Below are 24,705 nucleotides of genomic sequence, written 5' to 3' on the forward strand. Positions count from 1 at the left end.
CGTCAGGCCGGCTGCGGGGGCAGCGTCAGCGCGGCGGGCCAGGGCTGCCTGGCATCCAGGCGCACAAAGCCATCGCCCGTCATGCCGGCCTTCAGTTTGGCCGCGTAGCGCTGGGCAACCTCGGGCGCCAGCTGCAGCTTGACGCGATACATCAGCTTGGCCCGCTCGGCATCGGTCTCGACATACTTGGGGGTGAACTGCGCCTCGCTGGCCACAAAGCTGACGCGGGCCGGGATCGGTTCGTCCTTCATTGCGTCCAGCACGATGCGCGCCTCGTCGCCGATAGCCAGCTTGCCGGCAGCACCCGCGGGCAGGAACACCGTGAAATACATATCGGCCAGGTTCAGCAGCGACGCCACGCGGCCGCCCGCCGGCAGCACCGTGCCGACCTCGATCACGCGATACTCCACACGCCCGGCCACCGGGGCACGGATGGTTGCCTCATCCTGCAGGATCTTCAGGCGGGCAATCTGGGCATCGGCCTCCGCGATCGCCGCGTTAGCCTCGCCAAGCGCGGCGCGCGCGCCGGTCACGCCCGCGCTCTCGCCATCCAGGCCAAGCTGCCGGCGATCGCGCTCGACGGCAGAAATCTGGCGGTCCTGGTAGAGCTTGACCGCCTCGGTCAACTCCAGCCGCGCCAACCGCTGGCGGCTCGCGCGCCCCTCGATCTCCGCCTGCGCGCGCGACGCCGCCTGCACGGCACGCTCGCGGGCTGCGGTGGCAAGGCTGAGTTGAGTCAATAATTCGGCGTCATCCTGCCGGGCCACCACGGCGCCCGCAGCCAGGGCATCGCCCTCGCGAACCGGCAGATCGATGACGCGGCCCGGATACTTCACCGCCACGTCCAGGCGGCCGATCTCCATGCGCCCATTGCTGTGGGCCACATCCGCCGGCCACGGGTCGCGCTGGCTGCCAAGCCACCACACGGCGGCTCCAATGGCGCCAGCAACGAACAATACCGCTATACCCCAGCCTGGTTTGAGTTTCATCGGCTACCTGTGCACCTGTGCGCTGAATGATGGAATGCCGCCGGGCGCGCCAGGGGGTTCAGGGTGTCGGGCAAAGGGGGGAAGGGGAGACGACAAAGACAGACCTTGATCCGCGGGGCGACGGCGTAGGGTCCAATGCTATCCGGCGGGGTGGGGCGTGGACTTGATCTAGCGCAAGTTGGTGCCGAAGGGGGCACTTTTTGGAGGGGGAGTTCTAATTAGGCGATTAAGCGATGCGCAGTACCGCCGCGCCGGCCAGGCGGCCCGCGCGCAGGTCGGCCAGCGCGGCATTGGCCTGCTCCAGCGGATAGACCGTGGTGGTGGTGCGCAGCGGCGTGGCCTGGGCGATCCGCATCAGTTCCAGCCCGTCGTCGCGCGTGAGGTTGGCCACCGACACGATCGACCGCTCCTCCCAGAGCAGGCGATAGGGGAAGGCCGGAATATCGCTCATGTGGATGCCACCGCAAACCACGGTGCCGCCCTTGGCGACGGCTTGCAGCGCCATCGGCACCAGCGCACCCACCGGCGCGAAGATCAGCGCGGCATCGAGCGGCTGCGGTGCGGGCTGGTCGCTTGGACCGGCCCAGCACGCCCCGGTGTCACGCGCGAACTGGCAGGCGGCGGTGTCGCCGGGGCGCGTGAAGGCAAAGATCTCGCGCTGCTGGGCGACGGCGATCTGCGTCACCAGGTGGGCCGCGGCGCCAAATCCGTAAATGCCGATAGACCGGACCTTGCGGGCGTCCCCCGCCATGCGCAGCGTGCGGTAGCCAATCAGGCCCGCACACAGCAAGGGCGCCGCATGCTCGTCGTCGTAGTGCTCCGGGATGGGGAAGCAAAAGCGGCTGTCGGCCACTACGTACTCGGCGTAGCCGCCGTCGCGCGTATAGCCGGTGAACTGCGGCGTATCGCACAGGTTTTCGCGACGCGCCGCGCAATAGCCGCAGTGCCCGCAGGTCTGCCCGAGCCACGGCACGCCGACCCGGTCGCCCGGGGCAAGGCCCGTCACGCCTGCGCCACAGGACTCGACCCTGCCAACGATTTCGTGTCCGGGAATGAGGGCGGCTTTCGGGTGCGCGAGTTCGCCGTCGACAATGTGCAGGTCGGTGCGGCAGACGCCGCAGGTGCTCACCGCGATACGCACTTCGCCTGGGCCGGGGTCTGGCACGGGGACGCGCGCCAGGCGCAAGGCCGGCCCGGTGCCGTCGAAAATCATGGCGCGCATCGTCTCGTGCATGGTGACGTCCTCGGCGGTGCCCAGCATTTAGCCTAGGTCACGCTGACGGTTGCCGCTTGATCCGTATCCATGGCGTACGCGAGGCGCCAGCCCCTGTGCAGAAGGTATCGGCTTGACCTGAGTCAATAGCCACGTCCAAACGCTTCCTAGACTGGATTCAGGCTCCCAAACCCAAACCTAAACCGCACAGGAATGTTATGGAATACGCCAGCATCATGGTCCACCTGGACACCAGCCCACGCGCGCTGGACCGGCTTGAAATCGCTGCCCGGCTCGCCGTGGCACGCCATGCCCGGCTGATCGGGCTGTTTGCCGGCTTTATGCCGGATGTCGCCTGGTTTTACCTGATGGAGGGTGCCGCGACCTATATCAACGAGGACCGCCAGCGGCGCAGTGAGGCGCGCGAGGCGGTGCACCGGCGCTTCCTGGCGGCAACGCAGGACCTGGGGATCGAAACCGAGTGGCGGGCAGTGGATGGCGATCCGTTGATGATGGCGCTGCGCGAAGTGCGCGAGGCCGACCTTGTGGTTGCCGGGCAATACGATCCGGCCGACCCAGACAGCTTTGTCGCGACCCAGTTCCTGGAAACCCTCATCCTCGACGGTGGCAGGCCGGTTCTTGTCATTCCATTCGCAGGCCAGTTCGCTGTCCCCGGCGCACGTGTCATGGTGGCTTGGAACGGCGGACGCGAGGCCACGCGCGCCTTGCACGACGCCATGCCCTTGATCTGCGGCGGGCAGGCCAAGGTGCTTTGCGCGCAAGGTACCGGCGCGCGGCCCGATGCGAGCCTGCCGGGCCATGCCATGGCCGCGTTGGCAAGCCATGGCGTCCAGGCAGAGTTTGAACACTGCCAGGAAGGATCGGACATCGCCATCGGGGAAACCTTGCTCTCGCGCGCGGCGGATTTTGGCGCCGATCTGGTGGTGATGGGCGCCTACGGGCGCGGCCGCCTGCGCGAGTTGGTACTGGGTGGCGTCACCAGGGCTTTGCTGGACACCATGACGGTGCCCGTCCTGATGTCACACTAGTCACATCAACTGCCGGCATGGCGCGGGCGCGATATCCGCGCCCGCGCGCACCATGGCTGCGGCCGGCTCCGCGCATGGCCGGAAGTGAGATTGACGCAGATCATGCTAACCGGCAACCACCCACCTATATTGAAGCTTGAAGCGGAACGAGGGTTCAGCGCGCCACGCCGCAGGCACTTCGTGCCGGCGGCCCATCACTTGATCTGGCGCAAGCGGCCTGCCCGATGTCATCGCATCATGGATGTGGATCCACCTTGCCGCGCCCGGGAGTCGACGATGTCCGATTTAACGAAAGAGCAGCTCTCCAGCCTCGTCGCCTTGCTGGACAGCAGAGAGCAGAGAATCCGTGGCCAGATGGACGCCGCAGCCGTTTCCCGTACTGTGTCCGCCGAGCGCGAAGCGAGCGACGACGCGGATCTCGCTGAGCATGGCACCGAGGAGCGCATGGACGATGCCGTGGCCGAACACTACCGCATGGAACTGGCCGACATAGCGGTGGCGCGCAAGCGGATCGCCAGGCTCAGCTACGGCGTGTGCGTGGACTGCGGCGAGCCCATTCCTTATCCGCGCCTGCAAGCGTATCCCACGGCCAAACGCTGCACCCCGTGCCAGCGCAAGCACGAGCACATGTTCGGGGCGCCGAGCGGTATGCGATGAGCATGGGCGGGCTCGCCAGGTGAGTCCGCAATACTGCAGGCAGGCCGCGTGGGCGCTGCCCGATTCGATTTCAGGAGCCAGACATGAAAGTCCGTGAGCGTTCGAGCCAGGTCAGGCCGGCCCGTTGGGACCGGCTTCCCCAGGATCCCATCCACGATGCCTACAAGCAGCCGGAGCAGGCGCCCGCCATCGCTTCCTGTCCCGCTTGCCACGCGGTCCTCCTGAAAGGACGTTGGCAATGGCGGGCCGTGCCGCCCGGCGCCAAGGCGCTGATGTGCCCGGCCTGCCACCGCATCGCCGACCATGTGCCCGCGGCGCAGTTGACGCTGGATGGGGCGTTCCAGCGGGAGCACCGGGATGAGATTCTCGGGCTGGTGCGGCACCGCGAAGCCCTGATGAGAGAGAGTCATCCGATGGAGCGCATCATGGCGACGCAGACTCAGGAGGATCGCATCACCATCACGACCACGGGCTTTCACCTGGCACGCGATATCGGCTCTGCCGTGCATCATGCGTATCGTGGCAAGCTGGAAATCGACTATCCCGACGCCGACGAGACCCTCTATGTTCATTGGCACCGCGCTTGAGGACCGTCATGGCGCGCATTGGGGGCCGTCCAGTCTGACAGACACCTCGCCTTACGGCGTCGATGGAAGTCGCTAGCCGGCTAGCCAGCTAGCTGGTCCCTCACCGGCAAAAGGTGATGTCATGACTTTCCAGGACAGGAACGAGGCCGCCGAGCGGCTAGCCGAAGCGCTCTCCGGGTACGGCGACGCCCATCCCCTTGTGCTGGCCATTCCACGGGGTGGCGTGCCGATGGGCAAGATACTCGCCGACCGGCTCGGCGGCGAACTGGACGTGGTCCTGGTCAGGAAGCTAGGGGCGCCATTCGACCGCGAGATGGCGGTCGGCGCGGTCGATGAAAGCGGCTGGGTCTACGTGACGCCCTACGCGGCACGAGTTGGCGCCGACTCCAGCTATCTCAACCAGGAGCGCAACGAACAGCTTGCATTGCTGCGCCGCCGCCGCAAGCAATACACGCCGGGGCGCGCCGCGCGTGCGCTGGACGGGCGCACGGTGATCGTGGTGGACGATGGGCTTGCCACGGGCGCCACCATGATTGCCGCATTGCATGCCGTGCGGCAGCAGCATCCTGCCCGGCTGGTATGCGCTGTGCCCGTGGCCGCGCCGGCTTCGCTCGCCGAGGTGCGGCGTTACGCGGACGAGGTGGTCTGCCTGCGATCGCCGGCCAATTTTTCCGCTGTCGGTGAGCATTATCGGGAGTTTCCGCAGGTTGAGGATGAGGAAGTGGTGGCTTGCCTGGAGGGCGATCCGGGGCAGCACGGGGTGGGGCGTTTGGCGGGACGGTAGTAGGGGTGGGCGTTCTGGAGGCGGTGCTTTTGGTCTTTTCCGGCTGCTGCCAGCCTCTGGCAGCCTGGCCAGTTAGGGAAAGGCGGGCGGCTAGCGCAATGTCATGGCCCATTGCCTGAGTTCGACCCCGTCAGCAAGAGGCGGAGTTCCACGCCGTCGCTGGCAGGCTGGCCAGTGCGCAGAACGTGGATACCGCTGCTTTCGGCGAGCCTGAGCATCGCCCTGTTGGTTGCCAGCGTGGTCCCGACCAGCTCCCGCGTGCCGCGTGCGCGGCAGTAGGCCACCATCTTGCCCAGCAGCAGGCTGCCGATGCCCTGGCGCTTGCAATCGGAGCGCACCGCCACGGCGAACTCAGCGCGCAGGTTGTCGGGGTCGGCTACGGCCCGCACTTCGCCCAGGATGGCCGGCTGCTCGCCGATTGCCGCGCCGACGGCGACGAATGCCATCTCACGGGCGTAATCGATCTGGGTCATGCGTGCGAGCTGGCTGTGCGGCGGCTGGCGGATCATGCAGAAGAAGCGCATGCGGATGTCATCCGGGGTCATGGCGGCAAAGAAGGCCTGGTAGGCGGGCTCGTCTTCGGGATGCACCGGGCGCAATAGCAACGGTGCGCCGTGCCACGCCACGGTCTCCTCCAGTTCCTTGGGATAGGGCCGGATGGCAAGGCGGGCGGCGCCTGGCTGCGTAGCCGCCGCCACGCCGATGCGCGTGTCCAGGGCCAGCACGCCCGCGCCGTCGGCCAGCAGCGGATTGATATCGAGTTCGGTGATTTCCGGCAGGTCGCATAGCAGTTGCGACAGCCGGATCAGGACCTGGTATAGGGCGTCATGGCAGATCGGCGGCTGGTCCCGATAGCCTGCAAGCAGCTTCGCAACGCGCGTGCGGGCGACAAGATCCCTTGCCAGGTTGACATTCAGCGGCGGCAGGGCGATGGCACGGTCGGCGATGCACTCGGCGGCGGTACCCCCGTGTCCAAACAGCACCACAGGGCCAAACACCGGATCGGTGGTCGCGCCCAGGATCAATTCGAAAGCACCCGGCCGGCTGATCATGCGCTGGACCGTGAAGCCATCCAGGCGCGCCCCGGGCCGTTCGCTGCGAATGCGGGCTTCCATTTGCTCCAGGGCCTGCCGCACCTGGCCGGCAGACTGCAGGTCCAGCGCCACGCCACCGACATCGGACTTGTGCGTAATGTCCCGCGACAGAATCTTGGCGACAACCGGAAAGCCGACGCCTTCGGCAGCGGCGACGGCGGCATCGATGTTGGCAGCGGTCCGGGTCTCCACCACAGGGATGCCATAGGCGGTCAGGACCGTGCGGGCTTCGGGCTCAGTCAGCATCGAACGGCCGGTGGTGAGCGCGTCGCGGATGCACTGTCGCGCACGTTCGCTGTCGGGCTCGGCGCCGGCCGGAACCGATGGCGGCGTCTCCATCAGCAGTTCCTGGTTGTGGCGGTAGGCCACGGTCTGCAGGAAGCCGCGCACGGCCTGTTCCGGCGTGTCGTAGGTGGGAAGGCCCGCATGCCGGCAGATCTGGCGGGCGCGGGTCACCGAGTCGCCGCCGAGCCAGCTTGTGAAGACGGGGCGCGATACCGTCGACGGTGTGGCCGGCGCAGTTGGCGTGATGGCGCTGGTGAGGGCAATGGCGATGTCGCTGCTTGGCACGATCGCCGTGGGCGCGTGGATCATCAGGATCGCATCGCTGCCGGGGTCCGCCGCAAGTCGCTTCAAGGTGTCGACGTAACGTTCGACGGGAGCGTCCCCAACGATGTCGACGGGGTTCCCGTGCGACCAGGTGGGTGGCAAGGCCGCGTCCAGCAGCTTCAGCGTGGCGTCTCCCAGGGTGGCCAGATGGCCGCCGCCAAGAATCAAGGCATCGGTGGCCATCACGCCAGCGCCGCCGCCGTTGGTCATGATCGCCAGTCGATCGCCGGCGAGCGCTCGCGCGCGAGCGAGCGTTTCCACTGCGTCGAACATCTCTTCGGTGGTGCCCACGCGCAACATGCCGGCCCGGCGGATCGCCGCGTCGTAGATATCGTCGGCGCCTGCCAGGGCACCGGTATGCGAGGTTGCCGCTTTCGCGCCTTCTGGCACCCGGCCGGCCTTGATGATCAGCACTGGCTTGTTGCGGGCAGCCGCGCGCGCGGCGGACATGAACTTGCGCCCGGACCTGACCGCTTCCACATAGAGCAGGATCGCCTGGGTGCCCGGGTCGCTGCCGAGATAGTCGAGCACGTCCGCCACGTCGACGTCGGCGCTGTCCCCGAGCGAGACGAAGTGAGAAAAGCCGATTTGGCGCGATCTTGCCCAGTCCAGCACCGCCGTGGTCAGGGCGCCGGACTGCGAGACGAAGGCCAGCTTGCCGGGCAGGGGGGGCGCGTGCGCAAAGCTGGCGTTCAACCCCAGGCCTGGCACGAGCAGCCCCACGCAGTTGGGACCAAGGATGCGCAGCAGATATGGCCTGGCGGCGCCAAGCATTGCATCCTGCTGGGTTTGCCCGCCCGCGCCATCCGCTCGCGCCATGCCCGCGGTAAGGACCACGGCGGCCAGGGTGCCACGTTCGCCCAGTTCGGCAATCAGGCCCGGCACCGTATCGGGCGGCGTGCAGATCACTGCCAGTTCGGGCGCATCGGGCAGCGCGGCGACGCAGCGATAGCAAGGCCGACCTTCCAGCGCACGGTACTTTGGGTTCACCGCATACACCGGGCCGGCGAAGCCGCTGGCACGGAGGTTGGCAAACACGGTGGCCCCTACGCTGTGCGGTCGTGCGGACGCGCCGATCACCGCGACCGAGCGCGGATGAAACAGATGTTCCAGGTTACGAATACTCATCGTGCTCGGGGTCGTCGGGGTGGGAGGGGGCGCCAGTTCCGTATCCGGCTGCGAGGCGGGCTGCAAGGCGGGCTGCGCGTCAGGCCGGATGCGCCATCGCGTGGACGCCAATATGCCAGCATTGTTCAGCTTGGGGGCATCGGTCTTGATGCAGGACAAGGATGCTGCCGATCGGGCAGCAGAGGTATCAATGGACCGGGATTTCCAAAGCCTCTACTACCTGGCACCTGGCGCTGCGGGCCAGCCCCCGGCCCCCCCACGATCTCTCTCTGCCGGGCAACACCGCGCTTGATCTGGGACAAGATGCGGCAGGCGCGCTGTGCCACCATGAAGTGGCGGTCCGCTCCTCATGCGGGCCCTTCACTCCAAGGAGGCGACAATGAGCAATCTCAGGATTCACGATCCGCTGTCGATCGAACCGGTTGGGGACATGCTGCAAGGCATGTTGCGCGCGTTTCGCGGCAACTATGAAGGAGGATTCGCGTTCAAGGTCGATGTGACCGAGTCTGACAAGGCCTACAACGTGGTCGCCGAGATTCCCGGCGCCAGGAAGGAAGATATCGAGGTGTCCGTCGATCGCGGCACGGTGATGATCTCGGCCAAGGTGGAAAAGTCTTCCGAGCAGAAGGAAGGCGAACGTGTGATCCGGCGTGAGCGCTACAGTGGCTCGATGCAACGCGCCTTTACCCTGGACAGCTCCGTGGACGAAAGCAAGGTGGATGCCAGCTACGAGAACGGTGTCCTTCGGGTGGTACTGCCCAAGAAAGAAGCCTCGCCGCAACAGCGTGTGACGATCCGCTGACATGGTGTTTTCCGGGGCCGCCCACGGGCGTTAATACAGCCAACGCAGCCGATGCAGCCGATGCACAGAGCACATCATGGACCACCGGACCGTGCTGGTCGCGCTCGGCGTGGATCCCGACTGCGCATCCACGGCACTTTGTGGCGCATGTCGAGCCGGCTGCGAGCGCCCCCCGCGGCAATGGATCGAGCGAGAGTTGCTGCGGGATCCTGAGGCTGACCGGTGAACGGGGCGTCGACGCGGCCACATTGAGGCACCGGGCATGCAAGGGACCTTTGAGGCCGCGTTGCGTGTGCTCAAGCCGGGAGGCACGCTTATTCCTAGCCCTCCAGCACGTAGCTCCCGGGGGCGTCGGCGAGCGCGCCGTGCGCCGCGTCGCGCGCGGGGACCCGTCCAGTGGAGTGCGACGCCAGCCAGCCCTGCCAGCAGGGCCACCAGGATCCCTTATGCCGTTGCGCAGTCGAGAGGTAGCGTTCGGGGCTGCCATAGGTTGCCTGCGCCGCGCGCGTTTCCACCCGGTATCGGCGGCCGGGATGCGAAGGGTCGGCCACGATGCCGGCATTGTGGCCGCCCGAGGTCAGCAGGAACGTCAACGGCGCCGACGTCAGCAAATGCAGCTTGTAGACCGAGCGCCAGGGCGAGACATGGTCATGCTCCGTGCCGACCGCGAAGATCGGCATGCCGATGTCCGACAGGGCGACGGGGCGGCCATCCACGCAATAGCGTCCTTCCGCCAGGTCGTTGTTGAGGAACAGCTTGTGCAGGCACTCCGAATGCATGCGAAAGGGCAGGCGGGTGACGTCCCGGTTCCACGACACCAGGTCGTTCGGGCGCAGCCGCTTGCCGAGCAGGTACTCGCTCATCATGCGGGACCAGACCAGGTCGCGCGAATGCAGCATCTGGAAAGCGGCTGCCATCTGGGGACCGTCCAGGTAACCTTGCTGGCGCATCATCGCGTCCAGCGTGGACAAGGCGCTGCTGTCGATGAACAGGCCGAGTTCTCCTGGCTCGGTGAAGTCCGTTTCGCTGGCGAACAAGGTCAGGCTTTGCAGGGGCAAGCCACTGTCGTCGCGGCTAAGCGCCGCTGCGCAGATCGACAGCAGCGTGCCGCCCAGGCAATAGCCGGCGGCGTGGATGCGCGTATCGGGGTAGCGCTCCTGCACCGCGTGCAAGGCGGCCCGCACGCCGAGGCGCAGGTAATCGTCAAGCCCGAGGTCGCGCGCATCGGCACCCGGGTTCTTCCACGAGATCATGAAGACCGTGTGGCCTTGCTCGACCAGGAAGCGCACCATCGAGTCACGCGGCTGCAAGTCCAGGATGTAGTACTTCATGATCCAGGAGGGCACGATCAGCACTGGCTCCCGCCATACCTCGGCGCTGGCTGGCGCGTACTGGATCAGCTCGATCAGGGCATTGCGGAACACCACCTTGCCGGGCGTAACGGCGACATCCCGTCCTACCTTGAAGGTGGGCGGGCGACGCAGCTTCGGGTCGCGCGACAGGTCCGCCACCACGTCCTGCATATCGTGCAGCCAGTGCTGGGCCCCGTTGAGGAAATTGCCGCCGGCACTGGCAGCCGTGGCCTGCAGCACCACGGGATTCAGCCACCAGGCATTGCCGGGCGAGCCGGTATCGAGCATCTGCCGCGCGCAGAACGACACGATCCGCTCATGGTGCGGGGATACGCCACGCAGCCCATGCGTCAGCGACGCCCATAGCGCCTCGTTGTTGTGAAAGGCATCGCGCCAGAAGCGGAAAGGCCACTGCGACCAGGCGGGGTCGGCGAAACGCAGGTCGGACGGCGGCGCCGTCGCGCCGGGCGCTGGTTGCGCAGTGGCCGGACCAGGCAACATACCGCCGGTCGCGGCAATCATTGCGCTCATCCACGCTCCCAGGGATGTATCGACCTTGCCAGGGGAGATGGCCAGGTGCAACGCCCAGTCCAGTCCGGCAAGCCAGAACGAGGCAAGCGACATGCCTTGCGTCGCGCAGGCCAGCGTAGAGCGCACTTGCTCGTCGAGCTGGTCCGGTACAGCCTCGATGGGAGCGCAGCCGCATTCCGCCTCGGGTGCAGCGGCAGGTTCACGGGTTGGCATTGGTGCGTTCATTGCATGTGCTGCCCGCCATGGATGGCGATATTGGCGCCGGTGACAAGTGCTGCGTCATCGGAGCACAGGAAGGTAACCGGCGCCGCGACCACTTCCGGGCGCCCCAAGCCTGCCGACAGGGGCCACCGGCGCAGGCCGGCAGGATCAGTCGGGGTTTCCGCCTGAGGCCGGGCAGGTCTTGACGCCGAGCAGGCTGTAGAGGGGACAGATGCGGACGAGCCCTGTCAGGACCGGGATCACGCCGATCCATCCCCACACGCCGATCGTGCCGGTGACGGCAAGGCCGATCAGGGCCAGGCCGACAACGATCCTGAGCGTGCGGTCAACCGCACCGATATTGGTTTGCACAGCGTCCTCCTTTCGATAGCCCGTTAAATGCAGGTGCGGCGTTGCCGGGTTCGTTTCGCGATCCGGCGGCTGCACGAGCCCAATATAGCCGGATGGCTGCCGGTGGCCTTGATCTATGGCAACTTTGACGCGTACTAGTACTAGTGCTGGATTGCACGCAACTCCGGTGTCACCGGCCGCGCCGCAGGCGAGATTGATCTGCGTCAAAGGCCACCAGGCGCCCGACACTAGACTGAGTACACGGCACCAGCGTGCCTTGATGCCCCTGCGCAGCACACGGCCAAGAAAGCAAGAACATGGTGCCCGGTATCCTCAAACTCGCGTACAAGCTGCTGGTCAACGACCGGGCCAAGTTCACCGGATTGCTGGTCGGGATCACATCCTGCTGATGACCGTGATCAGCTTTATCGTCGGGCTGTCGATCTCCGGGCAGACGTTCTACACCTTTATCCTCGAGAACCTGGAGAAGTTCGGCGCACTCAAGGCCATCGGCGCCAAGGGGCACGAACTGGTGGCGATGATCGTGTTCCAGGCGGCTTTCACCGCGTACGGCCTGGGCATTGGGCTGTGCGCCATCCTGATCAGCCTGGCGCGGCTGCGTATCCCCGACTACGCCGCCATGATCACGTTCTATAACCTGGGCCTCGCGCTGGTGATGGTGATCGTGATCGCTGCGGTGTCCGGTTATATCGGAGTGCGCAAGGTGCTGCGCATCGAACCCTTCGATATCTTCCGGGGGTAAGCATGCCGCGCGTTGCCATTGCCGCAAAGGCGCTGGACAAATGGTTTGGCGAAGGCGAGGCCCGGACCAATGCGCTCAGGCAGGTCACCTTCGAGGCGTACTTCGGCGAGATCCTGTTTATCGTAGGCCCATCCGGCAGTGGCAAGACCACGCTGCTGAGCGTGATCTCCGGCATCCTGCGCCCGGACGGTGGCGAGGTGGTGATCGACGGCACCAGTATCTGGCAGATGGACAACGATGCGCTGGCGGCTTTCCGCCTCGCCAGGATCGGCTTCGTGTTCCAGGACTTCCACCTGTTTGGGCGCCTGACCACGCTGGAAAACGTGGCGATCCCGCTGATTCTCAAAGGCCGCGACTGGAACGATGCGCTGAACGAAGCCAAGCGCTACCTGGAGATCGTCGGGCTTGCCAACCGCGCCCAGTTGCCGCCGATCAAGCTCAGCGGCGGCGAGCAGCAGCGCGTCGCCATCGCCCGTGCCATTGTCAGCCAGCCCGACATCCTGATTCTCGACGAGCCCACGGCCTCGCTGGACGGCGACACCGGCCACGCCATCATGGAGTTCGTCAAGGTGCATATCCTCAACGACAAGCGCTGCATCGTGATCGTCACCCACGATGCCCGCATCTTCGACATGGCCACCCGCATCCTCGATATGGAAGATGGCAAGCTCAAGGGCATCGAGCGGGGAGAGCACAGATCCAGTCCACCACCGAGCTGGCGGCCCTGGTGCGCGAGCAGGTGGAGATCACGCGCGCGCAGGTGCGGGCCGGCACGACAGCACACGCCAGCGAACTGAGCCTGGCGGTGCAGCTTGCCGCGCTGGAGGCGACGCTGCCGCCGTTGCGGCAAAAGCTGGAGCAGGCCGATCATCTGGAGGCGACCCTGTCTGGCCATTACCCTGCCGAGGGCGAACCGGTTGCCGTGACGCTGGAGACCCTGCGCTTGCCGGCGGACATTCCCCGGCTGCTGCCGGCGGAACTGGTCCGGCGCCGTCCCGATGTGCTGCTGGCCGAAGCGCAGCTCCACGTCGCCAGCGCCGAGGTGGGCGTGGCCACCGCCGCCATGTTTCCCGCCATTACCCTGAGTGCTGGCTATGGCCGCGAGAGCTTGCAGACCGGGACGCTGTTTGGCGGCGGCAGCGCAGTCTGGAGCCTGGGGGCGGGCCTCACAGCGCCGCTGTTCCATGGCGGCGAACTGTACTACCGGCAGCAAGCCGCCCTGGCGCAGATGGACGCGGCGCAGGCCGGCTACCGTCAGGTGGTGCTGGCTGCATTTGGACAGGTGGCAGACGCATTGCGCGCCCTGGACCACGATGGTGAGCTGGTCGAGGCCACGCGGCATGCGCGGGATCTCACCCATGAGGCCTTGCAGGAGGTCCAGGCCAACTTCCAGGCCGGCACCGCCGGCTACTTGCAGGTGCTGGTGGCGGATGCACAGTTTCACCAAGCCGATATCGGCTACCTGCAAGCCAGGACCCAGCGGCTGCAGGACACCGTGGCCTTGTTCCTGGCGCTGGGCGGGGGCTGGGACGCCAGCGCCTAGTGTCCAGGCAGGGCAGGCGCTCAGGACTACCGTTTCGTGATGGCGCCATTCAGCCAATGTCAGCCTCCGACAGCGCCTCGTAGCCAGCCACCACATCGAACAGTTCCTCGTCGATCGCGCTTTGCCGCTCGCTGTGAAACCGGCCGCGAAGGCTGGCGAGCAGTTCGTCGATGTTCTTGTCGGCCCGCTCCATCGCAGCCAGGCGGCTGGCGTTCTCGCTCGCCAGCGATTCGGCGCAGGCGCTGAACAGCGAGATAAAAAGGTGCTCGCGGATCAGCGCGCGCATCGTGGCAGTGCCGCCCCCGATCACTTCCGGCGGATTCGGCGTTGGCCAGCGCTGTGCCAGCAACCCGGCCAGCCATTGCGCGTCAAGCGGCAACAGGCGCTGCTCCACGGGCTGGAAGAGGGCGCCCGGCCTTGGCTGATTGTAGAAGACGTAGATCCGAGGCTGCGCGGCCTGGCTCGGGTGTGTTTCCGTATCGAGCTGCAGCCGGTCGACCAGCGGGGCAATGGCCTCGACCGAGCCGGGCACCGCATAGGTGCCGGCCACGCTCACGCCGGCGCTGGCCAGGCGAGCCCGCACCCGCTCGCCGACGGCCCAGACCTCTCGCTTTCCGGGCATGGCCAGGAGCGTTTTGAGCGCATGGTCGACGATCACCTCGTTGAACTGGCCCACCAGCCCCTGGTCGGAGCCGAACACGATGGCGCCGACCGCTCCCGTTGAGGCAGGCTTGCTTTGCCCCGGCGTTAGACCGGCGGGCGCCAGCGTGCGCAGGCATGCCCAAAGACCAAGGCTCACCGCGCGGCGGTAGTCGCCCAGCGCCAGCACGGACTGTTCGTACTGGCTGATGCTGGAGGCGGCCAGCGCGCGCATGGTGCGAACAACGGCTTGCAGATCCGTGGCGCTGCCGATCTGGTGCCGCAGCGTGGCGGCCGAGTCGCTCATTGCCTCCACCCCTCTGCCGGAGAGCGTGCCTGCGCTTCGAGCCCGGCCCCGCTATTGGTACCGGTATCGGCACCGGCCTGGAACTGCGCAAGGGCGGCGCGGACGAGCGCGGTCACTGCCTGGCCATCCGCCTCGTCCGGCTTGCCCGCGGCCTCGAAGCGGGCGGTTATCGCCGGTGGGATGCTCGCCGCCGCGGCGCGCACTGCTAGCTGCGCGTCCTGCATCCGGTCCAGCGGCACGGCATCGAACAGCCGCGCGGTCAGCGCGCTCAGGATGGCGATCTGCGTAGGCACCGGGACCGGGTCCGATTCGGGCTGCATCAGGCAGGCGCGAATGCGCTGGCCGTGCGCGATGGACTGGCGGCTGTCATCATCGAGCCTGGCGCCGAAACGAGAAAACGTCTCGAGTTCCTCGAACTGCGCGTAGGCGAGCTTGAGATCGCCGGCCACCGCGCGAAAGCTGCCCCGCTGCGCCTTGCCGCCCACGCGCGACACCGACTTGCCGACATCCACCGCGGGCAGCACGCCAAGCGCGAACAGCGTAGGCGACAGATAGACCTGGCCGTCGGTGATCGAGATCAGGTTGGTCGGGATGTAAGCCGACATGTCTTGCGCCTCGGTCTCGATGATCGGCAGCGCGGTAATGGAGCCGCCACCGCGCTCGGCGGCGAGGTGCGTGGCCCGCTCCAGCAGCCGCGAATGGATATAAAAGATGTCCCCCGGGAAAGCCTCGCGGCCGGGCGGGCGGCGCAGCAGCAGCGAAAGCTCGCGGTAGGCGCGGGCGTGCTGGGTGAGGTCGTCGTAGACGATCAGCACGTCCCGCCCGGCCTCCATGAAGTGCTCGGCGATGCTGGTGGCGGCATACGGTGCGATATAGGCCAGCCCCGGTGGCTGGTTGCCTTCGGTGACGACCACGACGGTATAGTCCATCGCTCCCTTGGCGCGCAGGGTCGCCACCGCCTTGGCGACGGCCGAGGCGCGCTGGCCGATGGCGCAATACACGCACACGACGTCCTGGCCGCGCTGGTTCAGGATGGTATCGATGGCAATGGCGGTCTTGCCGGTCTGGCGGTCCCCCAGGATCAGCTCGCGCTGGCCTCGCCCGATGGGAATCAGCGCATCGATGACTTTCACGCCGGTCTGCAGCGGCACCGTGACCGCCGCGCGCTCCATGATAGGCGCGGCCGGGCGCTCGATCGGCAACCGCGCGCTGGCCGCGAGCGGCCCGAGGCCATCGAGCGGGCGGCCGAGCGGATCGATCACGCGCCCGAGCAGCGTCTTGCCCACGGCCACGTCCATCACGCGGCCCGTGCGCTCGACCTGGTCGCCGGCCCGCAGCCGCCAGTAGTCGTCGAGCAGCACCACGCCGACCTCGTCTTCATCGACATTGAACGCAATGCCGTACACGTCGCCGGGAAAGCGCACCAGCTCGTCATAGCCGATGCCAGGCAGGCCGCGGACTTGCGCGACGCCCGTGGCCACGCTGACGATCGTACCCACCTCCTGCGCCGCCAGTGCCGGCACGAACCGGCTGCGCGCCTCGCCCATGGCGGCGAACGCCCGTTCGATGGCGGTTTGCGGCGGGGTAAGCGCGACGGTCATGGCTGGCTGGCCTCGGGCTTTGGCACTGGCTTCGGCGCGGGCTGCGGCACGGATTCCGGCTCGGGCCCGGCATGCATCGCCGCGTTCTCCGGGCTCAGCAGCTCGCTCACGGCATGCTCCAGCGAGCCGAGATAGCCATCGATGCTCCACGCCAGCTTCTGGCCGCCGACGATGAGTTCGATGCCGCTCACCAGTTCCGGAGCCGTGTCGAACTGCAAGGGGATGGCAGTGCCCAGGATGTCATCCACCGCCGCCTGGATGGCGGCGCGCTGTGCGGCAGGCAGCGCGAACGCACCGCGCACCACCGCGTGCGCCGCCGGCTGCCCGAACGCGGCCGCAAGACTGGCTCTCGCCGGCTCGTCGAGCGCACGCAGACGGCGGATGAAGACGTCGGCCACGCGTTCTTCCAGGCTCGCCGAGGCCAGGTCCGCGAGCGCCCGGCGCGCGATGGCAAACACCTCGCGCCGCGCCAGGTCGCCAAGCGCCTGCGTCAGTTGCCCGGCTTCGCTGCGCAGCGCGTCCTGCCGTTTTGCGGCAAGCGCGTCCGCAGCCTGGCGCGCGGCTTCCAGCCACTGCCGGCGCTGCGTCTCGGCATCGCCAGCCGCCTGTGCCAGCAGCGCAGCGCGCTCGCGCTCGAACGCATCGGTCTTCTGCTGGAACGCCTCGCCTTGCTTGCACGCCTCGGCCTCCCTGGCGCTGGCGTCGGCGATCTGCCTGGCGATCCTGCCTTCGCGGGCGTCGATGGCGTCAAGCACTGGCTGGTAAAGAAAGCGCTTCAGCAGCCAGACGAGGATGACGAAGTTGAGCGCCTGCGCGCCCACGGTGAACCAGTCGATCAGCATGGCTTACCTGGCCACCGCGCGGGCGATGGCGGCGTTCCAGAAGGGGTTGGCAAAGATCAGGATCATCGAGACGACGAAGCAGTAGATCGCCGTCGACTCGATCATCGCCAGGCCGACGAAGAGCGTGCGCGTGATCGTGGCCGATGCATCGGGCTGCTGCGCCAGCGACGTCAGCGCCGTCGCTACCGCCCGGCCTTCCGCGAGCGCGGGCCCCATGCAGCCGAAGCCGGTGCAAAGGCCGGCCATGGCGATCGATGCCACCGCGATGATTGTCAGGCTGTCCATGGGATGGTTCCTTGGTCGGGTTCAGGGTGTCTTTTCGATCGGCAGGCCTGGCTCCGCCTTGCCGTCATGCGTGGCCGCCGCGAGATAGACCGCGGCCAGGATGCTGAAGATATAAGCCTGCACCATGCCGGTAAGCAGGCCGAGCGCGGTCATCACGATGGGAAACAGGAACGGCGTGATCGTCACCAGGATGGCGATGATCATGGCTCCGCTCATCATGTTGCCGAACAGGCGAACAGCCAGCGCCAGCGTGCGCGACAGTTCGCTGATGATGTTGAACGGCAGCATCATCAAGGTCGGCTCGAGGTAGGACTTCAGGTAGCCGCGCAGCCCCTGGTCGCGGATGCCGTACAGCGGCACCGCCACGAACACGCACAACGCCAGCGCCAGCGTGGTCGACAGCGATCCGGTGGGCGGCTCGTAGCCGGGAACGATGGTAAACAGGCTGGCCGCGGCGACGAACAGGAACAGGGTGCCCAGGAAACCGAGATACTTGCGCGGCTGGCGCAGGCCGACTTCCGCGATTTGCTGCGCGATCCCGGTCACGATGATTTCAAGCAGGTTCTGCCAGCGCGAGCGGCGGTGGCCCAACGAGAGCCGGCGCGTGACCAGCCAGGAGCCCAGGGTCAGCACCCCCATCAGCACCCAGGTGAAAAGGATCGTGCCGTTGAGCTTGACGAAGCCGTGCTGCCAGAAGATCCACTGGTCAGGGCTGAGGCGCATGGCCCGTCTCCCGAGGCGCCGGGGCGCGGCGGTGGTCCGCCCATCGCCCCGTCATCCATGTCACCGCCACGCGCGCCACCGCGAAACCAGCCAGGCAGGCAGCCATCCGCTCCCATTGCCCCGCGCCGACGGCGTAGAAGCCGAGCAGCGTGACGCCCATGCGCAGCAGCAGGCTGCCCAGCAGCCATAGGGCCGACTGACCGGATGAAAGCGTCCGGCGGACCGTCCACCACAGGCCGCCGAAAAAAAAGCCCCCGAGTGCGCCACCCGCGAGGGCCGCAAGCAGCAATGCCGCCACGTCATGTATCCGCATCGTCTTTCTCCTCCTGGTCCTGGCCTTGGTCTCGCCGCATGGCGCGGTCCTCCTTGGCGACCCAGTGCCACGCATTGAAGCAGCCGAGCACCAGGCCAGCCACCAGCAGCGCCAGCGTCCATGCGTGCCGGCCGGGATAGTGCTTGTCCAGCCAGATGCCCAGCGCCGCGCCGAGCAGCGTCGGCACTACCACCGACCAGCCGACCAACCCCATCATGCCCAGCCCGAACCAGACCCCCGGCACGCCCTGGCGCCGCGCCCTGAGCTTGCGCTGCGCCTTAGCGCCCACTTTGCCTGCCAGCGTGGGCGCGGGCTTGGGCGGCCCGCCGGGCGGTGGCTCGGTCATGGCGACGGCTTGTGAAGCTTGGCGAAGCGCGCAAGAAAGCCCGTCTCCAGCTTGGCCATGACCGTGCGCAGGCTGCGCGCCTGCTCGTCCTGGGCCAGGAACTCGCGCTCCACGGTGTCGCGCAGCGTGGCCAGGTCGGCGCCCGCCATGGCGCGGCGCACCGACACGCGCACATCGAGTCCGGTCTTGACCAGCACGCCGTCATCGACCGCGATAAACACTTCGCCATCGGCCGGCGTTTCGAAGGTCAGGATGCCGGGTGCGAGCGCCGCGACGCAATCGAGGCGATGCGGCAGCATGCCGAACGCCCCCCCGGCGGTCTCCGCCACGATGCGCGACACATCGCGCTTGCGCAGGAAGACCCGGAAGGGCAGCAGTATCTCAAGCAGCATGCGATCCGGCGGCATGGCTCTCCTTTGCTGGTTCTGGCGCCGCGGGCGCGGGCTTGCCCCTCGCTTCGGCGATCGGCCCGATCATGTAGAGCGCGCTTTCGGGGTAGTCCTTGAACTCATCGCGCAGGATGCGCTCGCACCCATCGAGCGAATCCGCCAGGCTGACTGTCCTGCCCTTGATGCCGGTGAACTGCTCCGTGGTGAAGAACGGCTGGGTCAGGAATCGCTCCAGGCGGCGGGCGCGGGCGACGACGCCGCGGTCGGCGGGGGAGAGCTGTTCCAGCCCCAGCATGGCGATGATGTCCTTGAGTTCCGCATACTGCGCCAGCGTGCGCCGGATATCCTGCGCCAGGCGATAGTGGCGCGCGCCGACGATGCCGGGCGTGGCCATCCTGGAATTCGATTGCAGCGGGTCGACGGCAGGGTAGAGGCCCTCGCTCGCGCGCTTGCGCGACAGCACGATGGACGCCGACAGGTGCGAGAAGGTATGCACCGCCGCCGGGTCGGTGAAATCGTCCGCAGGCACGTAGACCGCCTGGATCGAGGTGATGGCGCCGGTGTCGGTGTTGGCAATGCGCTCCTCCAGCCCGGACAGTTCGGTGCCCATGGTCGGCTGGTAGCCCAGCCGCGACGGCATCTGCCCCATCAGGCCAGACACCTCCGATCCGGCCTGGATAAAGCGGAAGATATTGTCGATCAGCAGCAGGACGTCGCGGTGCTCATCGTCCCGGAAGTACTCGGCCATCGTCAGCGCCGCATGGCCAACCCGGAAGCGCGCTCCCGGGGGCTCGTTCATCTGGCCGAAGACCATGACCATGTCCTGCAGGACGCCGGCCTCGCGCATGTCGTGGTAAAGCTCCTCGCCCTCGCGGCAGCGCTCGCCGATGCCGCAGAAAATGCTCACGCCCCGGTGCTGCCCAACCATGTTGTGGATCAGCTCGGTGAGCAACACCGTCTTGCCCACGCCCGCGCCGCCAAACAGGCCTGCCTTGCCCCCGGTTTCGAGCGGTAGCAGCACGTCGATCGCCTTGATGCCGGTCTCGAACACCATCGACTGCGTGGAGCGCTGGGACAGGGGTGGCGGCACCCGGTGCACCGAACGCCACTGGATATGCTGCGGCGCCGGCAACCGGTCGATGGGCTGGCCGAACACATCGAACATGCGCGACAGGATGCTGGCGCCCACCGGCGCCTGCAACGGTCCACCGGTGTCCTGCACCGCCATGCCTCGCGCCAGCCCCTGGGTGGACGTCAGCGCAATGCAGCGCACATGCCGCGCATCGCGCTGCGCCAGGACTTCGACGGCGATCCGGCCATCCATGCCGGTACGCAGCAAGGTGCGAATCGGCGGCAGTCCTGCGTCGAAGCGCACGTCGACGACGCTGCCGCGCACCGCGGCAACCACGCCCGGGCTCGCGCTCACCGGCAGCCCCCATGTGCGCGCGGAACCGGTCCATGCGGGCACCTGGCCTCTAACCGTACCCGCATGGCTGTCCGGCGATGCGCCACTGCCGCTGTCCTTGCTCCGGTCATGTGATCATCCTCAAGCCGCCCGTGACTTGCTGCCGTTTTCACCATGCCGCCTACACCAGGCGCCGCGCGTGCGGCAATGCCCAATGATGCGCTTGCCCAGCCGGGAAAAGTTGATACAGATCAACTTAGCGCATGCGTGGCACCGAAGCAAGACGTTGCGCAGCCGGTGCGATCGGATCGCTGATTTGCGGCGCGTGGAGCGGCAGCGACTGCAACGCTTCAAGGGCCCTGTCGACCGCTCTTGCGTGACCGGCGTCGGACAAACTCCGCCAGTTGGCGGCGGATATCGCCGATCACGGCCCCCCGGTCAACCGCGCGGGAATCGAAGGGCCCCCAGTTGAGCATGGGCAATGCCTGCTTGAACGACGTGCAGTCCGGCGCGATTTCAAAACTCGCCCTGGACAAGTCGGCTCCTTGACCCGGGTGGGCAGTTCATGACTCCAGCGGGCAAGCCGTGCCTGCCGCTAGCGCTCTAGCCGCAGGAAGGCTTCACGACTGGCGATGGCTCGCCACTACCCCATGCGCCGTGCCCCCGCACAGGAGCGGGCGGGGCAGCGCCCGCCCGAACGGGCTCAGCCGGGCGCTGGTGGCGGGGCTGAGCACGAGCGGCGTGCCGGCCTTTCCCGTCCCGCCGATAGTGGTAAATGAGGTGGGATGGGATTGAGAACGATATAGCAGAGGATCGGCGCCTGGCCGGCGCCGCAACGGACGGGTAGCGCGCCGAGCGGGGCCTAGGCGCGCAACATCGGCCGCGCGCCAAACCATCAGACCGTGCTCAACGACGGCCTGAATCACCTTGAAGCGGTCAACTTCACGCAGACTCATGGTGATCAACCCTCGATCCTTCACGGCGCGCTCCCGTCCAACCCAGGCGCTACCAGTATAGGTCTATCCAGAGGACATTCTGATGTGGCTGGAAGCGGACATTCTGATTTGGCCTTTACAGTCAAACTCACCGATAATGCTTCTTATGTTAAATCTAAAATATCATAAATCCGCGCCTGAAGCGCTTTGGCTGAGATCGGCGGAATCCTTGAGGTGTTGCGTTGAGTGAATGGGATTCGGGTAAAGGAAAAAATGGCGCGCCACGGCGCTTTACGCCGTGGGCAATGGCGGCTGACCGAAGCAGCCTCGGATCCTGGTAGTCAGGTTTTGATGTCGAGCTTGGTGATCAGCTGTTTGAAGGTGGCGTTGTCGCGCGCGATCACGTGTTTGAAAGCGCCTTCGTCGAGATAGCCTTCACCCATGTTCTGCTTGGCCATGGTCTCGCGCAAAGCAGACTCCTGCATGGTCTTCTCGATGATGGCGCGCAGCACGGCCACCACTTCCGGCGGCGTGCCCTTGGGCGCCGCTATGCCGCGCCAGCCGTTGATGACCAGGTCCACGTTGCGCTCCTTGAGCGTGGGCACCTTCTCCCAGCCCGCCTTGATGCGCTGCTCCGACATCACCGCGAGCGGGCGGATCTTGCCGGTCGCGACATAGGTAGCCACCTCCACCGGTGTGACCGCCACGGCCTCAATATGGCCGCCCAGCAAGTCCAGCACCGCGGGATTGGCGCCGCGGAACGGCACGTGGTTGAGCTGAATCCTGGCCTTGTCTTCCAGTGCGGCCGCTGACAGGTGCCCGAGGGAACCGGGCCCGGCATTGCCCACGCGGAGCATGCCCGGCTGCTTGCGGGCGGCGGCTAGGAATTCTTCGATCGTCTGGTACGGCGAATCGGCGCGCACGGCAATGGTGGCGGGGTCGGCATTCAGGCGAGCCAGCGGGATCATGTCGTCCGCGGTGAACTTGGCTAGCCCCATATGCGGAATCATCGTCAGCTCGACGGTGATGATGGCGAGCCGGTAGCCGTCCGGCTTGGCGCTGACCAGGTCGGCCCAACCCACCGCGCCGCTGGCGCCGGACTTGTTCAGGACCACGAAGCTCTGCGGCAAATATCTGCGCGCCGCCTCGGCAAAGGCACGCGCCAGTACGTCGGTGCCACCGCCCGCGGCAAACGGCACGATCAGTTCGATCGGATGGGTGGGATACGCCCCGCCCTGGGCAAAGACCGGGCAAGCCGCCACGGCGGACACGGCTGCCATGGCGCGCAGCACGGCGCGGCGTTGAAGTAGCGATGAGGTCATGATGGGCGTCTCTTCGATGAACTTTGCTGGAAATAACGCTCAATCCAGCCGGATGCCGGCCGCCTTGATCACGCCGGACCACAGCTTCTGCTCGCTGCGCGTGAACTGATTGAATTCCTGGGGGGACATCGGCATCGGCTGGATGCCGAGTTCCTCCAGCTTGGCGCGAGTCTCCGGATGCTGCAGCGCTGCGACCAGTTCTTTGCTCAGGCGCGTCACCACCGGCGCCGGCAGCCGCGCCGGGCCGACGAAGCCTTGCCAGGCGTAGGCCTCAAAGCCGGGCAGCCCCGCTTCGGCCATGGTCGGCACATCGGGCAGGATGGCCAGCCGCTGCGGCGTAGCCACAGCCAGCACGCGAATCTTGCCGCTGCGGATCAAGGACAGGCTGGGCGGCAGGTCGACGAACATCGACTGTACCTGCCCCGCCATCAGGTCCTGCAGCGCGGGCGAAGAACCCTTATAGGGGACATGCAGGATATCGGTCTTGGTGCGCTGCTTGAACAGTTCCAACGCAACATGCAGTGGCGAGCCCGGCCCCGACGATGCGGAGGAAACCTTGCCGGGTGTCTTGCGCGCCAGCGCCAGGAATTCCTTCAGGTCGCGCGCCGGGAAAGCCGGATGCACGGCCAGCACCAGCGGCATGCGCCCCAGCCCGCCGATAAAGGTAAAGTCCTTGTCAGCGTCGTAGCTCAGGGTGGCATACATGGCCGGGTTGAAAGCCAGCGTGCCCGAATCCGCGGTGCCGATGGTGTAGCCGTCAGGCGCGGCGCGCGCGATCGCGGTGGCGCCGATGATGCTGGCGGCGCCTGGGCGGTTTTCCACCACCACCGGCTGGCCCAGGTCCTGTCCCATCTTCACGGCAAGGCCGCGCGCGATTACGTCCGTGGTGCCACCGGGCGCGTAGGGCACGATCCACTTGACCGGCTGGGTGGGGTAGGCCTGCGCGTGCGCGCCGCTGGCGCAGCCAAACGCCAGTGCGGCGCTCGTCAGAATACGGGCGAGTTTGCTCTTCATGTCGATGTCTCCAGTTGTGCCGGGAACTGCGGTGTTCCCTTGTCTTTTCGAATCTGGCCGCGGGTGAGCAGCAGGCGTTCAGCGTGGCACGAGCATCCACTCATGCGCGGGATCGTTCTTGAACGCCCAGCGCCGCTCGGGGCCGGCCATCGTGTTGAGGTAATAAAGGTCGTAGCCGTAAGGCACGGCGCAAGGGTGGTAGCCGCGCGGCACCATCACGGTGTCGCGGTGCTCCACGGCCATCGCCTCGTCCAGGCTGCGGTCGTCGGTGTACACGCGCTGGAAGGCAAATCCCTGTGGCGGATTGAGATGGTGGTAGTACGTTTCCTCCAGCGCTGTCTCGCCCGTGCCCGCGCTGTCGTGCTTGTGCGGCGGGTAGCTGGACGAATGGCCGGAAGGCGTGATCACCTCCACCACCAGCAGCCCTTCGGCCGGTTCGCTCTCGGGCAGGATGTCACAGACATAGCGCGTATTGGCACCCTCCCCCCGTACACTGCGCCGCATCTGGCCAGGCTCGATCACGCGCGCCGGCAAGCGGCCCTGCGCCGGCGCGGTGCTGAGCGCCACCTCGGCCCCGGTGCGCGCGTCGATGCATACGTCGCGGCCCGGGGGCACGTAGACCGCACAGGGAGACTGATCCTCGAACACCGACTGGCGGCTGCCCAGCGCGGAATAGCGCTGGCTCCCGACCAGCACGTCGACCTGGCCGGACAACACCGTAATGCACAACTCGCGCGCGCCGGTGGCAAACGCCTCGGCCTCGCCCGCGTCCAATCGCAGCGCCTTGAAGCCTACGTGCTGCCAGCCCGCCGACCGGGGCGTAATGTCCGCGATCACGCGGCCGGGTTGCGCTTTGACGAGCATGCTGCGGCCCGCTTGCGCCTGGTTCGCCCCGCTGGCGCCATTCGGGAGTACTTTGGCGTGGGTCTGG

The 24,705-nt window shown here is 66.9% G+C and carries 23 protein-coding genes and 3 pseudogenes; 8 read left to right on the forward strand and 18 right to left on the reverse strand.

The window, feature by feature from the left end; translation table 11 throughout:
• Nucleotides 1–2: 2 nt before the first annotated feature.
• On the reverse strand, nt 3–989 hold the full coding sequence (locus AC1RQC_RS21905; protein WP_492375059.1) for an HlyD family secretion protein: 987 nt from the start codon (nt 987–989) through the stop codon (nt 3–5).
• A gap of 226 nt (nt 990–1,215) precedes the next feature.
• Nucleotides 1,216–2,223 (reverse strand): zinc-dependent alcohol dehydrogenase family protein, encoded by a 1,008-nt coding sequence (locus AC1RQC_RS21910; RefSeq protein WP_492810345.1) that lies wholly within the window; start codon nt 2,221–2,223, stop codon nt 1,216–1,218.
• Between the two features lie 197 nt (nt 2,224–2,420).
• On the opposite strand from AC1RQC_RS21910, the gene AC1RQC_RS21915 reads away from it, so the two are divergent.
• The 4 genes from AC1RQC_RS21915 to AC1RQC_RS21930 all read left to right on the forward strand — a co-directional run bounded on the left by AC1RQC_RS21915 (nt 2,421) and on the right by AC1RQC_RS21930 (nt 5,279).
• A complete protein-coding gene (locus AC1RQC_RS21915) occupies nt 2,421–3,251 on the forward strand; it encodes a universal stress protein (RefSeq protein ID WP_492375058.1) in 831 nt (276 codons plus the stop codon).
• Between the two features lie 276 nt (nt 3,252–3,527).
• Nucleotides 3,528–3,908, forward strand: a complete 381-nt coding sequence (locus tag AC1RQC_RS21920) for a TraR/DksA family transcriptional regulator (protein ID WP_492375057.1) — start codon at nt 3,528–3,530, stop codon at nt 3,906–3,908.
• 83 nt (nt 3,909–3,991) lie between these two features.
• Entirely contained in the window at nt 3,992–4,495 is a 504-nt protein-coding gene (locus tag AC1RQC_RS21925; protein WP_492810301.1) for a BCAM0308 family protein, read from the forward strand.
• Between the two features lie 121 nt (nt 4,496–4,616).
• Nucleotides 4,617–5,279, forward strand: a complete 663-nt coding sequence (locus AC1RQC_RS21930) for a phosphoribosyltransferase (RefSeq protein WP_492375055.1) — start codon at nt 4,617–4,619, stop codon at nt 5,277–5,279.
• Nucleotides 5,280–5,380: 101 nt separating this feature from the next.
• On the opposite strand, the gene AC1RQC_RS21935 is transcribed toward AC1RQC_RS21930, so the two are convergent.
• Entirely contained in the window at nt 5,381–8,110 is a 2,730-nt protein-coding gene (locus tag AC1RQC_RS21935) for a bifunctional acetate--CoA ligase family protein/GNAT family N-acetyltransferase (protein ID WP_492884620.1), read from the reverse strand.
• A 379-nt stretch (nt 8,111–8,489) separates the two neighbouring features.
• Between AC1RQC_RS21935 and AC1RQC_RS21940 the strand changes: the two genes are divergently transcribed.
• On the forward strand, nt 8,490–8,912 hold the full coding sequence (locus tag AC1RQC_RS21940) for an Hsp20/alpha crystallin family protein (RefSeq protein WP_043346129.1): 423 nt from the start codon (nt 8,490–8,492) through the stop codon (nt 8,910–8,912).
• Between the two features lie 320 nt (nt 8,913–9,232).
• Here AC1RQC_RS21940 and AC1RQC_RS21945 read toward each other — a convergent pair whose 3' ends face one another.
• From AC1RQC_RS21945 to AC1RQC_RS21955, 3 genes and pseudogenes are all read right to left on the reverse strand, one after another.
• Entirely contained in the window at nt 9,233–11,008 is a 1,776-nt protein-coding gene (locus AC1RQC_RS21945; RefSeq protein WP_492884622.1) for a PHA/PHB synthase family protein, read from the reverse strand.
• 8 nt (nt 11,009–11,016) lie between these two features.
• A pseudogene (locus AC1RQC_RS21950) lies at nt 11,017–11,149 on the reverse strand (SDR family oxidoreductase); the annotation flags it as partial.
• Nucleotides 11,150–11,164: 15 nt separating this feature from the next.
• Nucleotides 11,165–11,368 carry a YgaP family membrane protein gene (locus tag AC1RQC_RS21955; RefSeq protein WP_492376567.1) on the reverse strand — a complete coding sequence of 68 codons (204 nt, stop codon included), beginning with the start codon at nt 11,366–11,368 and terminating at the stop codon, nt 11,165–11,167.
• A gap of 376 nt (nt 11,369–11,744) precedes the next feature.
• Between AC1RQC_RS21955 and AC1RQC_RS21960 the strand changes: the two are divergent.
• The 3 genes and pseudogenes from AC1RQC_RS21960 to AC1RQC_RS21970 form a co-directional block, all read left to right on the forward strand.
• Nucleotides 11,745–12,110, forward strand: a pseudogene (locus tag AC1RQC_RS21960) (FtsX-like permease family protein); the annotation flags it as partial.
• A 2-nt stretch (nt 12,111–12,112) separates the two neighbouring features.
• A pseudogene (locus AC1RQC_RS21965) lies at nt 12,113–12,799 on the forward strand (ABC transporter ATP-binding protein); the annotation flags it as partial.
• 38 nt (nt 12,800–12,837) lie between these two features.
• Nucleotides 12,838–13,653, forward strand: a complete 816-nt coding sequence (locus tag AC1RQC_RS21970) for an efflux transporter outer membrane subunit (RefSeq protein ID WP_492884624.1) — start codon at nt 12,838–12,840, stop codon at nt 13,651–13,653.
• Nucleotides 13,654–13,702: 49 nt separating this feature from the next.
• Here the strand turns inward: AC1RQC_RS21970 and AC1RQC_RS21975 are convergent, their stop codons facing one another.
• From AC1RQC_RS21975 to iolB, 12 genes are all read right to left on the reverse strand, one after another.
• A complete protein-coding gene (locus tag AC1RQC_RS21975; RefSeq protein WP_492884626.1) occupies nt 13,703–14,599 on the reverse strand; it encodes a F0F1 ATP synthase subunit gamma in 897 nt (298 codons plus the stop codon).
• Complete coding sequence (locus AC1RQC_RS21980; RefSeq protein ID WP_492884628.1) at nt 14,596–16,200, reverse strand: alternate F1F0 ATPase, F1 subunit alpha; 1,605 nt, start codon at nt 16,198–16,200, stop codon at nt 14,596–14,598. The genes AC1RQC_RS21975 and AC1RQC_RS21980 overlap by 4 nt, the downstream gene beginning before the upstream one ends.
• On the reverse strand, nt 16,197–17,042 hold the full coding sequence (locus tag AC1RQC_RS21985) for a F0F1 ATP synthase subunit B family protein (protein WP_492884630.1): 846 nt from the start codon (nt 17,040–17,042) through the stop codon (nt 16,197–16,199). Before AC1RQC_RS21985 ends, AC1RQC_RS21980 begins: the two co-directional genes overlap by 4 nt.
• A 3-nt stretch (nt 17,043–17,045) precedes the next feature.
• The gene (locus AC1RQC_RS21990) at nt 17,046–17,327 is read right to left on the reverse strand and encodes a F0F1 ATP synthase subunit C (RefSeq protein ID WP_150990106.1); all 282 of its coding nucleotides are present in this window, start codon (nt 17,325–17,327) and stop codon (nt 17,046–17,048) included.
• Between the two features lie 21 nt (nt 17,328–17,348).
• Nucleotides 17,349–18,050 (reverse strand): F0F1 ATP synthase subunit A, encoded by a 702-nt coding sequence (locus tag AC1RQC_RS21995; protein WP_492884632.1) that lies wholly within the window; start codon nt 18,048–18,050, stop codon nt 17,349–17,351.
• Nucleotides 18,034–18,363 carry an N-ATPase subunit AtpR gene (locus AC1RQC_RS22000; protein ID WP_492884634.1) on the reverse strand — a complete coding sequence of 110 codons (330 nt, stop codon included), beginning with the start codon at nt 18,361–18,363 and terminating at the stop codon, nt 18,034–18,036. Before AC1RQC_RS22000 ends, AC1RQC_RS21995 begins: the two co-directional genes overlap by 17 nt.
• A complete protein-coding gene (locus AC1RQC_RS22005) occupies nt 18,350–18,709 on the reverse strand; it encodes an AtpZ/AtpI family protein (protein WP_492884636.1) in 360 nt (119 codons plus the stop codon). Before AC1RQC_RS22005 ends, AC1RQC_RS22000 begins: the two co-directional genes overlap by 14 nt.
• Nucleotides 18,706–19,116, reverse strand: coding sequence for a F0F1 ATP synthase subunit epsilon (locus AC1RQC_RS22010; RefSeq protein WP_492810320.1), 411 nt, complete (start codon nt 19,114–19,116; stop codon nt 18,706–18,708). Before AC1RQC_RS22010 ends, AC1RQC_RS22005 begins: the two co-directional genes overlap by 4 nt.
• Nucleotides 19,091–20,566 carry a F0F1 ATP synthase subunit beta gene (gene atpD / locus AC1RQC_RS22015; protein ID WP_492884638.1) on the reverse strand — a complete coding sequence of 492 codons (1,476 nt, stop codon included), beginning with the start codon at nt 20,564–20,566 and terminating at the stop codon, nt 19,091–19,093. The genes AC1RQC_RS22010 and atpD overlap by 26 nt, the downstream gene beginning before the upstream one ends.
• A 1,213-nt stretch (nt 20,567–21,779) precedes the next feature.
• Complete coding sequence (locus AC1RQC_RS22020) at nt 21,780–22,760, reverse strand: tripartite tricarboxylate transporter substrate binding protein (protein WP_492884640.1); 981 nt, start codon at nt 22,758–22,760, stop codon at nt 21,780–21,782.
• Between the two features lie 39 nt (nt 22,761–22,799).
• On the reverse strand, nt 22,800–23,774 hold the full coding sequence (locus AC1RQC_RS22025; protein ID WP_492884642.1) for a Bug family tripartite tricarboxylate transporter substrate binding protein: 975 nt from the start codon (nt 23,772–23,774) through the stop codon (nt 22,800–22,802).
• Nucleotides 23,775–23,852: 78 nt separating this feature from the next.
• The gene (gene iolB / locus AC1RQC_RS22030; protein ID WP_492831405.1) at nt 23,853–24,638 is read right to left on the reverse strand and encodes a 5-deoxy-glucuronate isomerase; all 786 of its coding nucleotides are present in this window, start codon (nt 24,636–24,638) and stop codon (nt 23,853–23,855) included.
• Nucleotides 24,639–24,705 lie beyond the last annotated feature (67 nt).

The sequence above is a fragment of the Cupriavidus sp. GW822-FHT03E04 genome (genome assembly GCF_058801495.1).

Excerpts from the sequence above, each read along its gene's own strand:
- AC1RQC_RS21975 (WP_492884626.1), bottom strand. The coding sequence starts at position 14,599 with ATGAGCGACTCGGCCGCCACGCTGCGGCACCAGATCGGCAGCGCCACG.
- AC1RQC_RS21915 (WP_492375058.1), top strand. The coding sequence starts at position 2,421 with ATGGAATACGCCAGCATCATGGTCCACCTGGACACCAGCCCACGCGCG.
- AC1RQC_RS22010 (WP_492810320.1), bottom strand. The coding sequence starts at position 19,116 with ATGCCGCCGGATCGCATGCTGCTTGAGATACTGCTGCCCTTCCGGGTC.
- AC1RQC_RS21925 (WP_492810301.1), top strand. The coding sequence starts at position 3,992 with ATGAAAGTCCGTGAGCGTTCGAGCCAGGTCAGGCCGGCCCGTTGGGAC.
- AC1RQC_RS21985 (WP_492884630.1), bottom strand. The coding sequence starts at position 17,042 with ATGCTGATCGACTGGTTCACCGTGGGCGCGCAGGCGCTCAACTTCGTC.
- AC1RQC_RS22005 (WP_492884636.1), bottom strand. The coding sequence starts at position 18,709 with ATGACCGAGCCACCGCCCGGCGGGCCGCCCAAGCCCGCGCCCACGCTG.
- AC1RQC_RS21910 (WP_492810345.1), bottom strand. The coding sequence starts at position 2,223 with ATGCACGAGACGATGCGCGCCATGATTTTCGACGGCACCGGGCCGGCC.
- AC1RQC_RS22020 (WP_492884640.1), bottom strand. The coding sequence starts at position 22,760 with ATGACCTCATCGCTACTTCAACGCCGCGCCGTGCTGCGCGCCATGGCA.
- iolB (WP_492831405.1), bottom strand. The coding sequence starts at position 24,638 with ATGCTCGTCAAAGCGCAACCCGGCCGCGTGATCGCGGACATTACGCCC.
- AC1RQC_RS21990 (WP_150990106.1), bottom strand. The coding sequence starts at position 17,327 with ATGGACAGCCTGACAATCATCGCGGTGGCATCGATCGCCATGGCCGGC.
- AC1RQC_RS21940 (WP_043346129.1), top strand. The coding sequence starts at position 8,490 with ATGAGCAATCTCAGGATTCACGATCCGCTGTCGATCGAACCGGTTGGG.
- AC1RQC_RS21905 (WP_492375059.1), bottom strand. The coding sequence starts at position 989 with ATGAAACTCAAACCAGGCTGGGGTATAGCGGTATTGTTCGTTGCTGGC.
- AC1RQC_RS21945 (WP_492884622.1), bottom strand. The coding sequence starts at position 11,008 with ATGCCAACCCGTGAACCTGCCGCTGCACCCGAGGCGGAATGCGGCTGC.
- AC1RQC_RS21920 (WP_492375057.1), top strand. The coding sequence starts at position 3,528 with ATGTCCGATTTAACGAAAGAGCAGCTCTCCAGCCTCGTCGCCTTGCTG.
- AC1RQC_RS22000 (WP_492884634.1), bottom strand. The coding sequence starts at position 18,363 with ATGCGGATACATGACGTGGCGGCATTGCTGCTTGCGGCCCTCGCGGGT.
- AC1RQC_RS21980 (WP_492884628.1), bottom strand. The coding sequence starts at position 16,200 with ATGACCGTCGCGCTTACCCCGCCGCAAACCGCCATCGAACGGGCGTTC.
- AC1RQC_RS21995 (WP_492884632.1), bottom strand. The coding sequence starts at position 18,050 with ATGCGCCTCAGCCCTGACCAGTGGATCTTCTGGCAGCACGGCTTCGTC.
- AC1RQC_RS21935 (WP_492884620.1), bottom strand. The coding sequence starts at position 8,110 with ATGAGTATTCGTAACCTGGAACATCTGTTTCATCCGCGCTCGGTCGCG.
- AC1RQC_RS21930 (WP_492375055.1), top strand. The coding sequence starts at position 4,617 with ATGACTTTCCAGGACAGGAACGAGGCCGCCGAGCGGCTAGCCGAAGCG.
- AC1RQC_RS22025 (WP_492884642.1), bottom strand. The coding sequence starts at position 23,774 with ATGAAGAGCAAACTCGCCCGTATTCTGACGAGCGCCGCACTGGCGTTT.